Genomic DNA, 12,898 nt, shown 5'->3' on the forward strand with positions numbered 1-12,898 from the left:
ATCCGCCCAGCAGACCGAGTGCGATCAGCGTGAAGCGAGCGGTAGCGTGGATGCCCGGCCCCTCCTCGCGAACCGGCCGGTGTGCTGTCCGGCAAGCTGCCCGCACGCCGCGGCGATGTCGTGGCCCCGTTCGACCCGCTCGGTCACATTGACCCGCGCCGCCTCCAACACCGCCCGGAAGGCCCTGACCCGTTCCTTGCCGGGACGGGCGAAACCTTGGCTCGTGTCGACATAGTTGAACGGGATCAAGTTGACCACTGTCGGAGTCCCCTTCACCAACTTGACGAGGGCTTGGGCCTGGTCCACGGTGTCGTTCACCCCGCTGATCAGGAGGTACTCGACGGTCACCTTGCGACCGGTCGCCCGGTGATAGTCCTTCATCGCCCCCCACACCTCGGCGACGGGCCAGCGCTGGTTGACGGGCATGAGGCGGCTGCGCACCTCGTCGACGGCCGAATGCAACGAGAGAGCCAGATTGATCGGCAGTCCGAGGGACGCCAACTGCCGGATCTGGGGGACAAGGCCGACGGTCGAGACGGTCAAGTGGCGGTAACTCAGGCCGACCTCCTCGTGAAGGACGCGTAGGGCCCTGACCACGTTCTTGATGTTGAGCAACGGCTCGCCCATGCCCATGAAGACCACGTGGCTGATGCGCCGCGGGCTCAAACGCTGGAGCCAGAGGTATTGCCCCACGATCTCGTCCGCCCCAAGGTCGCGGTCGAAACCGCCGAGTCCGGTCGCACAAAACGTGCAACCCATCGGGCAGCCGACTTGGCTAGAAAGGCAACAACTGACGCGGTCTTCGTAGGGCAAGAGGACGCACTCATAGACTTGGCCGTCGCCATTGTGGAGGAGGAGTTTGTCCACGCCGTCGCTGCTCGACCGGTGGGCCGACTGGGCCAGGTCAGTCACCGTGTGCGCCTGGGCCAACCGGGCACGGAACGCGGCGGGTAGGTCGGCCATCTCGGCCACTGTCGCGGCATGGCGCTTGTAAATCCAGTTCGCCACCTGGGAGCCCCGGAACGGGCGCTCACCCAGGCTCGCGGCCAGTTCGCGGAGCTCGGCGGCGGTCATGCCGACCAGCGGCGTCGAGTCTGAGGCCAAAGTCAGAAAAGTGTACCAGTCGGTGACGTGGCGGGCTGGACTGGTCGTTAAGAGGAATAGGGTGCAAGATGAAGGGCCTTAAGTCAGCTGTCCTCGCCGCCGGCTCCTTGGCCGCCGTCTTCGCGGTGGTTTTCGGAGCCATCCAACTGGACCGGTTCGTCCGCCACCGACCGACGGAAGGGGTCACCTTTGCTACCCCTCCCGGAGCCAGGCTCATCAACGCTTCGACCGAAGGCGCCATCGGGTTCGACTTCCGGGAACCCGCCCGCAAGGCCCTAGAAAGCGTCGTGAGCATTCAAACGACCGCTTCGGGCGAAGACTTTTTCGGACGTCGCGTCGTCCAACCCTACGCCGAGGGTTCGGGTGTGGTGGTCTCGACCGACGGTTACATCGTCACAAACAACCACGTCGTCCGGCTGGGCTCGCCCAAGGGCCCTCTCGCCGACGCTGTGTCGGTGACGTTCAGCGACGGCAAGGCCTATGAGGCCAGGATCGTCGGTACCGACCGTCGGTCAGACTTGGCGGTCCTCAAGATCGACAATCCCTCGGCCAAGGCCTTGGCTCTCGGCGACAGCAGCAAGCTCCAGCCCGGCGAATGGGTGCTTGCCGTCGGGAACCCGCTGGGCTTCTCCAACACCGTCAGCCTGGGCATCGTCAGTTCCACGGGCCGACCACTCCAGGGGGACGACGCCCTCTTCGTCGACGGTATCCAAACCGACGCCGCGATCAACCAGGGCAACTCCGGCGGCGCGCTCGTTGACGCCCAAGGCAACCTGGTCGGCATCAACACGGCCATCGCCAGCACGAACGGCGGCTCGATCGGGATCGGCTTCGCCATCCCCGTCAACCGAGTCAAGGAAGTAGTGCGCGACATCGTCAAGGACGGGCGGGTCCGCTACGGCGACCCTGGTCTCGTGCCCGACCGTCGCGCCGGCCTGCTGCAGATGTCGCGGGTCCGTCGTCAGATCCAGCGCCTGACCAACGCGGCTGACGCCCCGCCCGCCCAGGGCGTGATCGTGGCCGACGTGCTCGTCGGCGGGCCGGCGGCCCGCGCCGGCATCCATCAGCTCGACATCCTCCTGTCTCTCGACGGACAGGCCCTGGCGAGCGTCGACGACTACAACGCCGCTCTGACGACCAAGCGCCCCGGCGACACCGTGGTGGTCAAGTATTGGTCTGCCGGAGAGGTCAAGCAGGCGAAGGTCACCCTGACGGAGTCCAGCGACTAGGCCGGCGACCCTGGCAAACCCGCTGGGTCACATCAAGAGTGGTGGATAGGGCACTCGGTGACGGTGCGATCGCCATCTTGTCGGCGTCATGATAAGTGACGCATGTCTTGGTCGCATGACGGACTCCCGGAACTCCTGGAAATCCTGCCACCGGTCGTCCGAGAAAAACTCGAAGTCCATCCTGACCTGAGGAGCTTGGTCGAGGTCGTCCTTGACTACGGCAGGCCCGCCGAGTGCCGCTTCATCGGCAGTGTGGAACGTTGGCCGCAGACCATCGTGTCCGACCACGACATCGACCACGTCGTCAAGGCCGTCGGCGCCTTTGGCGGCGACAACCGGGCGGGTATCGAGCGCACCCTCCACCGCATCAGCGCGATCCGCAACCGTCACGACAAGGTCATCGGACTGACGTGCCGGGTCGGCCGGGCCCTTGAAGGGACGATCGACATCATCGACGACATCGTCCGGAGCGGGCAGTCGATCCTGATCTTGGGGCGGCCCGGCGTCGGCAAGACGACCAAACTCCGCGAGGTCGCCCGCGTGTTGGCGGACGAGGTCAACAAGCGCGTCGTCATCGTCGACACGAGCAATGAGATCGGTGGCGACGGAGACGTGCCCCACCCTGCCATCGGCAGCGCGCGGCGGATGCAGGTGAGCGACCCGGTGCGCCAGCACGGGGTGATGATCGAGGCCGTGGAAAACCACATGCCCGAGGTCATCGTCATCGACGAGATCGGCAACGAGGCCGAGGCCATGGCCGCCCGCACCATCGCAGAGCGCGGCGTGCAACTCATCGGCACGGCCCACGGCCAGACTCTGGAAAACCTGATGCTCAACCCGTCCCTCTGCGACCTCGTGGGTGGGATCCAGGCGGTCACCCTCAGCGACGACGAGGCCCGCCGGCGCGGCACCCAAAAAACCGTTCTGGAGCGCAAGGCCCCGCCAACGTTCGACGTCGTCATCGAACTCCTCGACTTTGACAAGCTGGCCGTCCACCACAACGTGATGAAGACGGTGGACCTGATGTTGCGGGGCATCGCCCCCCGGCCCGAGGTACGGGTCCGCACCGCCGGTGCCGTCGAGGTGGTCCAACGGGAACTTGTGCCCGACCTGGACGAGCCCGGCTTTAATGAACGGTTCCCCAGCCTGGCGACCAGGCAGGACGACACCCCCGTCGAGCGCCGGAGGGCGGCCAAGGAAGAGAAGGGGCTCTTCGGACGTGAGAAGCCGGACCGCGAGCCCTCCCCGAAGGACACCGTCAAGAAGGTCAACGTCGTCCGCATCTACCCGTACGGGATCGCCCGCACCCGGCTCGAACGTGCGATCCGGGAAAAAAAGGCGCCCGCCTACATCACGAACGACATCCACCAGGCCGACGCGGTCATTGCGATCCGCACGACCGTCCAGACCAAGAGTGGCAGGCTCAAGGAACTAGGCAAGGGTGTCCCGACTGTCGTCGTCAAGAGCAACACGTTCAGCCAAATCGCCCAAGCCGTCGAAGAGGTGGTCCGCGGCAACGCCCCCGACTCGGAGCGGCACCAGGCCGCCACCGTCGAAGTGACCCAAGCGATCGACGTGGTGTTGCAGACCGGCAAGCCGGTCGAACTGGCCCCCGCCGACGCCCGCACACGCAAGGTCCAGCACCAGATCGCCGAGGGCAAGCGGCTCGCCAGCGAAAGCGTCGGCCAAGAGCCTCAGCGCAGGTTGAGGATCCTGCCGGTCAAGCTCGGTTGACCGGTCACCGCCCCTGAAGGCTCGCTCTCGCTCCGTCCCAAGCGAAAACGATGTCGCCCCTTGGCGTGTCGGACGCAGGCGATTTGTCCAGCTGGGCGATGCCCTGGTCGTCAGAATGGTCGGGCCCGACGCTGTAGACCCTCCACCCGGAATCAGTCTTCGCCACCCGGTACGGCTGGTGCGAGAACGGGTCCCTCGTTAGACCGACCTGAGGCATGCCGCCGTCGCGCACCGCTCGAAGTCCGATTTCGAGCAGGTCGCGCTTTGCCGCCTCGCGACGAAACGCCACAAAGGCTTGGTCAAAGACAGGAAAGACCAGGCTCAACGCATCGAGCCGGTCGTCCTTTGACTGCGCAAGCCGGCCAAGCTTGGCAAAGGCCTCTTGGTTGGCGTCGATGTCCGACGGATGCTTTCGAGCCTGGTCCAGGTAATCCACCCACGCCCGGACCAGAACGGGGCCCCAATACGGCCGGTCAAGCTCCATCTTGGCGAACCTCAGCTTTGTCGCTGGTGCGCTCCCAGCGGAATCGTCCAGGGAGTAGTCCACGGCGTCAAAACGGTGGGTGGCCATGTGGTAGGCCATGGTCGCCTCCCCCAAAAACATCCGGCGATAGTCGTTGACGACGGGGCGCGCGGCCAGCTTGACCAACTCGTCCATGGCCGCCTTGTCGCGCCGGACCTTGCCCGAGGTCTCAGCCATCACCTGATAGGCGATGGCGTGGGTGGCCACCCGGACAAGGCCGGAGATCATGACGGGCTCGTCTCGTAGCAAGTCGCCTAAGTCCAGGATCGACTGGGCGTCCTTTACACAACCGCCAAGGTCGCCCTCGGCGGCCCGGAGCCGGGCCCGTTCGGCAAGGGCTTTGGCTCCGGCCCTGATGGGTGATATCTGGTCCATCCGGAGGTAGGGGCCCTCACCATGCATCACCGGTTGCCAGTAAGGCATGGCGGCGGCACGCTCGGCCAAGCTGATCAAATCATGCCGGGAATCCACGGACCGGCGCAGTTGCCCGACGTCCCAGTCTCCCCCCGGCGGCGGTGCCTTCACCACCACCGCACCGGCAGGACGCGACACCTTGGCCATTTCGTCCATCAGCATCGCCGCGTTCTCGTCGGCCGGGGCCGTCGGGGGCGGATAGAGTCCGGCCGTGGTGACCGGCAAACCGTGGTCGGCCATGAGCTTCTTGACCAGGCTTTCTGAAGATTGGGCGCTAGACTTCATCCAGGCTACCGGGACGGCCACCAAAACCACGGCGCAACCGACCGCGCCCAACACGACACCTACCAGACGGCTCGACATCGACAGACTTCCCGGGACGAACCCAGACAAAGTTACCTCGCCGTGACCCTTCCCGTTGCGACATTCTTCGACGGCGACCGTGTCGGGACCTTGACAATATAGTTGGTTTGTGTCTACTATTTTGACATGACTGCCCATTTGGACGCCCTTGGCATCGTCGTCAAGGACATCGAGGCCTCGGTGAGCTTCTACGAACTGCTGGGCGTGCCCCGCCCTGTGGACATGGAGGGGCCCCACGTCGAATCGGTCTTGCCCAATGGCCTCCGCCTGATGTGGGACAACGTCGAACTGGCCCGAGAAATCGACCCGCATTGGCAAGAGCCCGTCGGCCATCGCATGGGCCTCGCGTTCAACTGTCAGACCGCGGCCGGGGTGGACGAACTGTACGCCAGGGTCGTCGCCGCTGGACATTCTGGGGGCCGCGAACCCTGGGACGCCTTCTGGGGCCAGCGCTACGCCCAAGTCGTCGACCCGGACGGGAACCTGGTCGACCTCTTCGCCCCACTCTGCCCGGCATAGTCCCGAAGTTTCAATTGTTTCTGAAAGTTCAGAAAGCTGCCGTGCCCGGCGGTATAAACCGTGACAAGGAGGAGCATGGAGAGCACGCTGGACAAAGCGGCCTGGGAAACGACCGGCGAAGACAAACGCCAGGTTGTCCGCGCCCTCTTTGACGAGGTCGCCGAGCACTACGACCTCGTCAACAGCTTGGTCAGCTTCCGTATGCACCAAGCCTGGCGCCGCGAGGCCGTCCAGGTCATTGGGTTGTCGCCGGGCGAGTCCGTCCTCGACGTCTGCTGTGGCACCGGAGACTTCTGCACCGTCGCCCGCGAGGCGGTCGGCGACTCCGGCCAGGTCGTCGGCGTGGACTTCTGTCCGCCGATGCTCCGCCAGGCCGCCCGCAAGCTGGCGGGCCGCGCCCGACTCGGCCTGGCCGACGCGACCCGGCTCCCGTTTGGCCCACGCCGCTTCGATGCCGCCACCGTCGGGTGGGGGCTGCGCAACGTGCCCGACCCTCAGGCCGCCCTGCGGGAGATCGCCCGGGTGCTCCGGCCCGGCGGCAGGTTCGTCAGCGTCGACATGGCCCGGCCGACCGCCCCGGTCATCGGGCCCGTGGCCGAAGCCGTCTGCCACAAGGCTGTCCCGATGGTCGGACGCCTCTTTGGCCACGAGGGCGCCTACACCTACCTTCCCAAGAGCGCGGAGAGGTTTATGGACCGCGACGCCCTCGCCGCCGCTTTCGGTGCCGCCGGCTTTCAGGATGTCCGGCACAAGGACTTCATGTTCGGCAACATCTGCATGATGTGGGGGGTGCGCCGGTGAGCGCGACCGCCTTTCTCGACAAACTGTCCGGGCGGCTCGACGACAGCCTGCTCGCCGACTTAGTCGAGACGGCGCTGGCCGTCGAGAGTGTCCTCACCGCCCAAATGTGCAGCGAGGTGCCGTTGGCCCAGGAAATCGGCCGGCTCACCCTCGAGGCCGGCGGCAAAAGGATGCGGCCCGCTCTCGTCGCCTTGGCCGCCCACGCGACGGGGCGCCCCTTTGACCGGACGCGGGTCGTGAACTTGGGGGCCTGCATGGAGATGGTCCACATGGCGACCCTCGTGCACGACGACGTCATCGACGAGGCGACCACCAGGCGCGGCCGACCGACCGCGTCGCACGCCTATGGCAACACGGCGAGCGTGCTTTCGGGCGACGCCTTGTTGGCTCGGGCCATGGTCATCCTCGCCGACGACGGTGACCTGCCTGTCATCCGCTTGGTCAGCCGGGCTGTGGTCGAAATGGCCGAGGGGGAGGTCCGCGAAGTCGCGTCACGGGGTGTCTTCGACTTGGCCCTCGACGAACACCTCGCTATCCTGCGCATGAAGACGGCGGCGTTCATCGAAGTCTGTTGCCGGGTCGGCGCCCTGGTCGCCGGCGGGACGGCGGAACAACAGGAGGCCCTCGGACGGTTCGGCCATCACCTGGGCATGGCGTTCCAGATCGTCGACGACCTGCTCGACTACCGCGGGGAACCCGCAAAGACGGGCAAGCCTCGGGCGACCGACTTTCGCGAAGGATGCGCCACTTGGCCCCTGATCGACTACACCGCCGCCGCGGGCGCGGGCCGGTGGCCGCAGGTCTTCGGCAACGGCGTCTCCGAGACGCAGCTTGACGAGTTGGCCGGCCTCATGGCCCAGTGCGGCACCTTTGACCGGGTCGGGGGCGCGGCCCGGGCCGAGACCGAGGCCGCCAAGGCTTCCCTGGCTGGTCTGCCCGGTGGCGCGGCCCGCGACACTCTGGCCGGTGTCGCCGACTTTGTCGTCGAGCGCGAACTGTGAGCGCGCCCCGGCTCGTCGTCTTCGACCTCGACGGCACGCTATACCGAGGCTCTGAGGCCGTCGTCCATGCCCCCGAAGTGGTCACGACCCTCGTCGAGAGAGGGACCCTTGTCCGGTACTTCACCAACAACTCCGCCGCGAGGCCTGACGCCACGACGGCCAAACTCCGGGCCCTGGGTTTTCCCTGCGAGCCGGGCTGGGTCTACGGCACCGGGCCCGCCGCGGCCCGGCACGTCTCCGGGCTTGGCCTCTCGCGGGCCTATGTCGTGGGAGAAGAACCCCTCCATCAATCGTTCCGCGAGGCCGGAGTCCAGACCGTCCGCGACGACGACGCGGTCAAGGGCCGTGCCCAAGCGGTCGTCGTCGGCATCTGCCGGTCGTTCACGTACGCGATGCTCCGCGCCGCCCAGCGTGCGGTGTCGCAGGGAGCCGTCTTCGTCGCGACAAACCGCGACGCCACGTATCCGGTCGAGGGCGGCCTAGAGGACCCCGGAGCGGGAAGCATCGTCGCGGCCGTCGCCACCGCCACCGGCCAAGAACCGACCGTCGTCGGCAAGCCTTCCCCCGGGTTGGTCTTTAATATTCTTCGCGACTCTAACTGTTCGCAAGACGAATGTCTTGTCGTCGGTGACCGCCTCGACACCGACATCGCGGCGGGAGCCGCCGCGTCGTGTCCGACGTTTCTCGTCCTCACTGGTGTGACCCGGGAACTGCCACCCGGGCAAGCAGGGGGGCCTGACCTCAGGAGCCTACTGTGAGCGGCTGGACAGACACCCACTGCCATCTGAACGACGAAAGGGCGTTTCCGGACCCGGCTGATACCGTTCGGGAAGCGAACGACCATGGCGTCGACCGGTTGGTCGTCGTCGGCGTGGACACCGCGTCAAGCCGGCGGGCCGTGGAGTTGGCCGAGTCCTTTTCCCATGTATGGGCCGTGGTGGGCTGGCACCCCAACTCGTCGGCCGGGATCAACGACGACGAATTGGCCGCGACGCGCGAGCTGGCCCGCCATCCCAAGACGGTGGCAGTGGGCGAGGTCGGCCTTGACTTCCACTGGGACCATGCCACCCTTGACCAGCAGACACGGGCGCTCCACGCCCAACTCGACCTTGCCGCCGAGCTCGACTTGCCCGTCGTCTTTCATTGCCGCGAGGCCTATCCCGAGTTGCTCGCCGTCTTGGAGGACCGCCCGGTGCGCCCGTACCTCCTGCACTGCTTCGCTGGCGACCAGGACGACGCCCGGCGCGCCTTGGCCCTCGGCTGCCTCTTTGGCGTGGACGGTCCGGTCACGTACAAGAAGGCCGACGAATTGCGCGAGACCGTCCGGACGATCGGCCTGGACCACCTTGTCGTCGAAACGGACGCCCCTTGGCTGACACCACACCCCCACCGGGGCAAGCCAAACCGCCCCGCGTGGGCGAGCCTGGTCGGCGAAGGCTTGGCGGTCACACTGGGCCTTGACGTCGATGTGGTCCGCCGGCAGACCAACGCCAACGCCGATCGGTTCTTTGGCTTAGGCTAGTCTCCGCCGTCGCCGACTTCCGGCGTGTTCGGCAGTTTCTGTGCCGGCTTGTCCTTGGGCTTGGTGTTCGCCGGCTTGGGCTTGGTCGGCGGTTTGGGTTTGGCCACGTCGGGCTTCGGCTTTGCCGGTTTGATGTCGACCTCGGCCGGTACTTCGATTGTCTCCGTGGGGTCCTTCTCCGTCGCGGGAGGGGTGGCGGGCACCTTCACCGGGGCACGGGGCGCTTCGTCCCCCTCTTTCTCAATCGTCACGTCGACGTCGGGCTCGGGGGTGGAGGTTTTCGTCCCCGACGGTGGGGAGACCCGGTCGCCTTTGCGGACGGCTTCGGCCGCCTCGGCCACCTTGGACGCTTCTTCCTTCAGGGGCGCCAGTTCGGCGGACGACGACTTTTCCGTCACCGACAATCGACCGACGGCAGGGCCGACGACGTAGTAGCCGACCGCGGCGAGAATCGCTGGCGCCACGATGAACTTGAGTACGAAGGACGCGACACGCTCTGGTGAGACAGACATACTTGTGGGCACGGGACCCGTACCTTTTATAGACGAGGTTTCCGGCGTTTAGGCCCCCAAATGGTCACGATCAGGTCCGAAATACTTGCCGAACAGCACGGTGCCGAAGGGATCACCCTCGAAAACCCCTTTGTCCGCGTCACGTTGGCCCCGGCCATGGGCCGACCGATAGTGAGCCTTTATGACAAAAGGTCGGGCACCGAACTGATACCCGCGGGCCGGACGGTCGCCATCGGCGACCCTGCTGACACCGGAGGTTGGAATGTCCAGGTCCGCGAACCTGTCGGACAAGGCGGGGCCGGCGCCGTCTCCCTCTTTCGCATTTCTGCCTCGCTGGAGACCGACACCTGGGCCGTCGTCTCGCTTGGCCCGGACGACGCCTGGGTGAAGGTCGACGTCCAGGCCCACGGTCGCAGCTTAGTTGCCGTGCCAGTGCCGGACATGGTCACCCTCCCCGACGGTCTGGCCGCCCACGGCCTGGACAACGGGACCGCGGTCGTCGTCGGGCATGATGGCGCGGGAGCCTTGGTCGATTGCGTCCGCCCCCCCGACGGCGTCCGCTGGCCGCTGGTTGACGTGACCCCGGCTGTCCTCCTGGGGGGGAGGACGGTGGCCGGCCACATCGCCTTGGCGCCTCACGGAGGCCTGGGCGAAGTCCACGGCACCGGCACCGACTGGGTGGCCGCGTGGCGGCCCGACGGCATGGAGGTGGTCGCCCAGCGGGATGTCGGCGAGGTCGAGCTCCACGTCGAGACGGAGTCAGGCGAAACCCTCAAGGCGTCGGTCCGGCTCGCCGCCGCCGTCGCCACCGTGGTATCGACCAGCGGGCTTCCCCCAGTCAAACGCGCCGCCCTCGTGGACAAGAGCACATGCCTGGGATGGATCGAGACAAGCCCGGTCCGTCCGTCAACCCGCCCCGCCATGACGCCCAGCGCCGCCACGGCGGCATGGACGGACTCGCACCGCCCCACCGCCGAGCCGGAGTTCCGCCGAATCTCCGCCACATGGGAGGCCTGCGCCGAGTCACCGGCCGACCTACCGGCCGGTCTCCCCGGCACCGAGCATGTCGTCGCGACCGCCAAGGCGGTCAAGCATGCGCGGGCTGCCGCGTGGGCCTTGGCGGACGAGGCGGTCGACCAAGCCCTGGTCACCAACGGTGACGACGCCCTCCTTTGGTGGGCCAAGGCGGCCGTCGCCCGACACCAGGGCGAGGACGACGAGGCCCTGCCCAACGCCCACTTCCTGTCGCCGATGGAGCCCATGCTTCGTGTCGAGGCCTTCTTGCGACAGGACCAGGCGCAGGGGAGCGAGCCCAACCCCTTGGTCGCCCCGGTGGCCTTGGACGCCCGTGCCGCCCGCGACTGTCTCGCCCGATTGGGGGTCTGGGGGTTCTGGGCCGACTTCGCCCGCTTGGCCGACGAACTCCTGCGGCACCGCGACGACGCGGCGGTCCGCTATATGTTGGCGTGGAGCCTGGCGACGCGCACCCGCATGCGGGCGACTGCCGCCGAGCACGTCGGCAAGGCCGCCCTACTCCCGGTCGAAACGGGTGGCTGTGCCCCGCCGCTCTTGCACACGGCTGTCAGCGGACTCGCCCGTGCCTTCCCCGAGGACGTCGCCCTCCAAGGGTGGCAGGACGGGCTGGGTCCGGTCAGTTGACTTTGTGCTCGACGAGGACGGCGCCGCTCTCCAGCGCGTAGTACTGCAGGCCGACCTGCTTGGTGATCAGGTCGAGGGCGTACTTCAGCGACTTACCGGTCAGGTCGGCGTCCAGACGGAACTCCTTTACGTCGTGGGCGACCACAAAGTCGATCCCTGTCTGGTTGGTGAACTCCTTGAGCAGCTCCTTGAACGTGACCTTCGTCAGTTTGACGGTGATCTTCTTGTCCAGGTCTGGGCCCGGCTTGGTCGCTTTTGCCGTCTCTGGGCGTGTCGTGGAGTTCTCGGAAGACGAGGATGCGCCGGCCGGCCGGTTCTTGCCGATATAGGTGATCTCGCCGTCGACCCAGGATTGCAGACCGACCTGCCTAAGGATGATGCCGAACGCCTGGTCGAAGTCCACAGCCTCCAGGTTCAAATAGAGATTGGCCCGAGCCTCGCCGACGATGACGAAGTTCTTCTTGCTCTGGTGGAACAGGTCATAGAGAACGTCACGCACGTCACGTCCCTTGGAAGTGATCGTGACCTTCCCGGCAGACGAGGTGGCGACGCCGATGTTGGCGTTGCCCGGGTCTTGGGCCAAGGCCAGTGGCGCCAGTGCGCAAAGGGCGGCGAGTGCAGTCAGGTTTCTCATCGTCATCCTCGGGGTCAGTTCTTGTAAATCTTCACGCCGCCGCCGCTCTTGGGCTTGGATGTCGTGCGGCGGGGAGTGGTCCGACGCGTGGTCGTCTTCCGAGGCGTCGTCCGGCGCGTGGTCGCCTTCGGAGGCGACGCCTTGGGCTTGCCTTCGGTGACCTCGACGATCGGGCTCTTGGTCAAGGTCGGCTTGCCGGGTACCGAGCTCTTGCCCTTCTCCACCGCTTGCTGGGCGGCCTTCACCGCCGCGGCAGCCGGCCCGGGCGGGGTGGTGTGGCCGGCTGTCTCGTCACGCGGTTTTGCGTCGGAAACTGGGGGGGTCGACTCGAGCTTCTTGGGCTCTGCCTGGGTCGTGTCCGGAGTGGTCGCCTTGGTCTCCGCGGGTTCCACGGGATCCTTGACGTCCTTCTGGGGTTCCTTCGTGTCCGTCTCGTCCTCGGCCTCGGGGTCCTGGGTCGCAGACTCAGTTCGGGTCGCTTCCGGATGGGCGGCGATGGCCTTGGTGCCCAATAGCTTGGTGGGGTCGCGGAGGACGGTGGACATGACGATCAGGACGACGCCGAGGGCGACACTCAACAAGACCGTCTTGGGCTGCTTGAACACGTCGAAGACGGAGCTGGCCGGCGCGCTCTGGCGGACCGCGACCGCCTCGCCGGCGTTGGCCACCATATGGGCCTCCACCGCGGCCCGTTCGCCCTTGGCGACGGCAAGGCAGTCGGTGCAGCTGAGCAGGTGCTGCTCAAGCTCTTTGAGGAGGTCTTCAGGGATGTTGTCGCCGTTCAAGAACCGCTTGATCTGCACCTGGGCCAGTTGGCATTCCAGGCTCATCACCGCGGCTTTGGTCGACTTGATCGCTAACTTGTTTGCCAAGGCAGGGACTC

Annotated in this window: 13 protein-coding genes; 8 read left to right on the forward strand and 5 right to left on the reverse strand. The window is 66.6% G+C overall.

Annotation, left to right across the window (positions count from 1 at the left end):
• Positions 1-24 precede the first annotated feature (24 nt).
• Entirely contained in the window at positions 25-1,104 is a 1,080-nt protein-coding gene (gene rlmN / locus KF857_03740; GenBank protein MBX3111097.1) for a 23S rRNA (adenine(2503)-C(2))-methyltransferase RlmN, read from the reverse strand.
• A 68-nt stretch (positions 1,105-1,172) separates the two neighbouring features.
• Here rlmN and KF857_03745 point away from each other — a divergent pair, with 68 nt between their 5' ends.
• The gene (locus KF857_03745) at positions 1,173-2,333 is read left to right on the forward strand and encodes a trypsin-like peptidase domain-containing protein (GenBank protein MBX3111098.1); all 1,161 of its coding nucleotides are present in this window, start codon (positions 1,173-1,175) and stop codon (positions 2,331-2,333) included.
• A 102-nt stretch (positions 2,334-2,435) separates the two neighbouring features.
• Positions 2,436-4,067, forward strand: a complete 1,632-nt coding sequence (locus tag KF857_03750; GenBank protein ID MBX3111099.1) for an AAA family ATPase — start codon at positions 2,436-2,438, stop codon at positions 4,065-4,067.
• A 4-nt stretch (positions 4,068-4,071) separates the two neighbouring features.
• On the opposite strand, the gene KF857_03755 is transcribed toward KF857_03750, so the two are convergent.
• Positions 4,072-5,367: a hypothetical protein gene (locus KF857_03755; protein MBX3111100.1), complete on the reverse strand. Its 1,296-nt coding sequence runs from the start codon at positions 5,365-5,367 to the stop codon at positions 4,072-4,074.
• A 126-nt stretch (positions 5,368-5,493) separates the two neighbouring features.
• On the opposite strand from KF857_03755, the gene KF857_03760 reads away from it, so the two are divergent.
• The 5 genes from KF857_03760 (at position 5,494) to KF857_03780 (ending at position 9,210) form a co-directional block, all read left to right on the forward strand.
• On the forward strand, positions 5,494-5,886 hold the full coding sequence (locus KF857_03760) for a VOC family protein (protein MBX3111101.1): 393 nt from the start codon (positions 5,494-5,496) through the stop codon (positions 5,884-5,886).
• Between the two features lie 75 nt (positions 5,887-5,961).
• Entirely contained in the window at positions 5,962-6,687 is a 726-nt protein-coding gene (ubiE, locus tag KF857_03765) for a bifunctional demethylmenaquinone methyltransferase/2-methoxy-6-polyprenyl-1,4-benzoquinol methylase UbiE (GenBank protein ID MBX3111102.1), read from the forward strand.
• Positions 6,684-7,688 (forward strand): polyprenyl synthetase family protein, encoded by a 1,005-nt coding sequence (locus KF857_03770; GenBank protein MBX3111103.1) that lies wholly within the window; start codon positions 6,684-6,686, stop codon positions 7,686-7,688. Before ubiE ends, KF857_03770 begins: the two co-directional genes overlap by 4 nt.
• Positions 7,685-8,446, forward strand: a complete 762-nt coding sequence (locus KF857_03775) for an HAD-IIA family hydrolase (protein ID MBX3111104.1) — start codon at positions 7,685-7,687, stop codon at positions 8,444-8,446. Before KF857_03770 ends, KF857_03775 begins: the two co-directional genes overlap by 4 nt.
• Complete coding sequence (locus tag KF857_03780) at positions 8,443-9,210, forward strand: TatD family hydrolase (GenBank protein ID MBX3111105.1); 768 nt, start codon at positions 8,443-8,445, stop codon at positions 9,208-9,210. Before KF857_03775 ends, KF857_03780 begins: the two co-directional genes overlap by 4 nt.
• Here the strand turns inward: KF857_03780 and KF857_03785 are convergent.
• Positions 9,207-9,674, reverse strand: a complete 468-nt coding sequence (locus tag KF857_03785; protein MBX3111106.1) for a hypothetical protein — start codon at positions 9,672-9,674, stop codon at positions 9,207-9,209. The two genes, KF857_03780 and KF857_03785, sit on opposite strands and share 4 nt — an antisense overlap.
• Positions 9,675-9,782: 108 nt before the next feature.
• Here KF857_03785 and KF857_03790 point away from each other — a divergent pair, with 108 nt between their 5' ends.
• Complete coding sequence (locus KF857_03790) at positions 9,783-11,381, forward strand: hypothetical protein (protein MBX3111107.1); 1,599 nt, start codon at positions 9,783-9,785, stop codon at positions 11,379-11,381.
• Here KF857_03790 and KF857_03795 read toward each other — a convergent pair.
• Both KF857_03795 and KF857_03800 read right to left on the reverse strand, forming a co-directional pair.
• Positions 11,374-12,015, reverse strand: coding sequence for a hypothetical protein (locus KF857_03795; protein MBX3111108.1), 642 nt, complete (start codon positions 12,013-12,015; stop codon positions 11,374-11,376). The genes KF857_03790 and KF857_03795 overlap by 8 nt on opposite strands.
• Before the next feature lie 14 nt (positions 12,016-12,029).
• Entirely contained in the window at positions 12,030-12,887 is an 858-nt protein-coding gene (locus tag KF857_03800) for a hypothetical protein (GenBank protein MBX3111109.1), read from the reverse strand.
• Between the last annotated feature and the right edge of the window lie 11 nt (positions 12,888-12,898).

The sequence above is a fragment of the Fimbriimonadaceae bacterium genome, assembly GCA_019638795.1.
Taxonomy (GTDB): domain Bacteria; phylum Armatimonadota; class Fimbriimonadia; order Fimbriimonadales; family Fimbriimonadaceae; genus JAHBTB01.

Coding starts and splice junctions, on each gene's coding strand:
- KF857_03755 (MBX3111100.1), bottom strand. CDS start 5,367: ATGTCGAGCCGTCTGGTAGGTGTCGTGTTGGGCGCGGTCGGTTGCGCC.
- KF857_03790 (MBX3111107.1), top strand. CDS start 9,783: ATGGTCACGATCAGGTCCGAAATACTTGCCGAACAGCACGGTGCCGAA.
- KF857_03760 (MBX3111101.1), top strand. CDS start 5,494: ATGACTGCCCATTTGGACGCCCTTGGCATCGTCGTCAAGGACATCGAG.
- KF857_03750 (MBX3111099.1), top strand. CDS start 2,436: ATGTCTTGGTCGCATGACGGACTCCCGGAACTCCTGGAAATCCTGCCA.
- ubiE (MBX3111102.1), top strand. CDS start 5,962: ATGGAGAGCACGCTGGACAAAGCGGCCTGGGAAACGACCGGCGAAGAC.
- KF857_03745 (MBX3111098.1), top strand. CDS start 1,173: ATGAAGGGCCTTAAGTCAGCTGTCCTCGCCGCCGGCTCCTTGGCCGCC.
- KF857_03795 (MBX3111108.1), bottom strand. CDS start 12,015: ATGAGAAACCTGACTGCACTCGCCGCCCTTTGCGCACTGGCGCCACTG.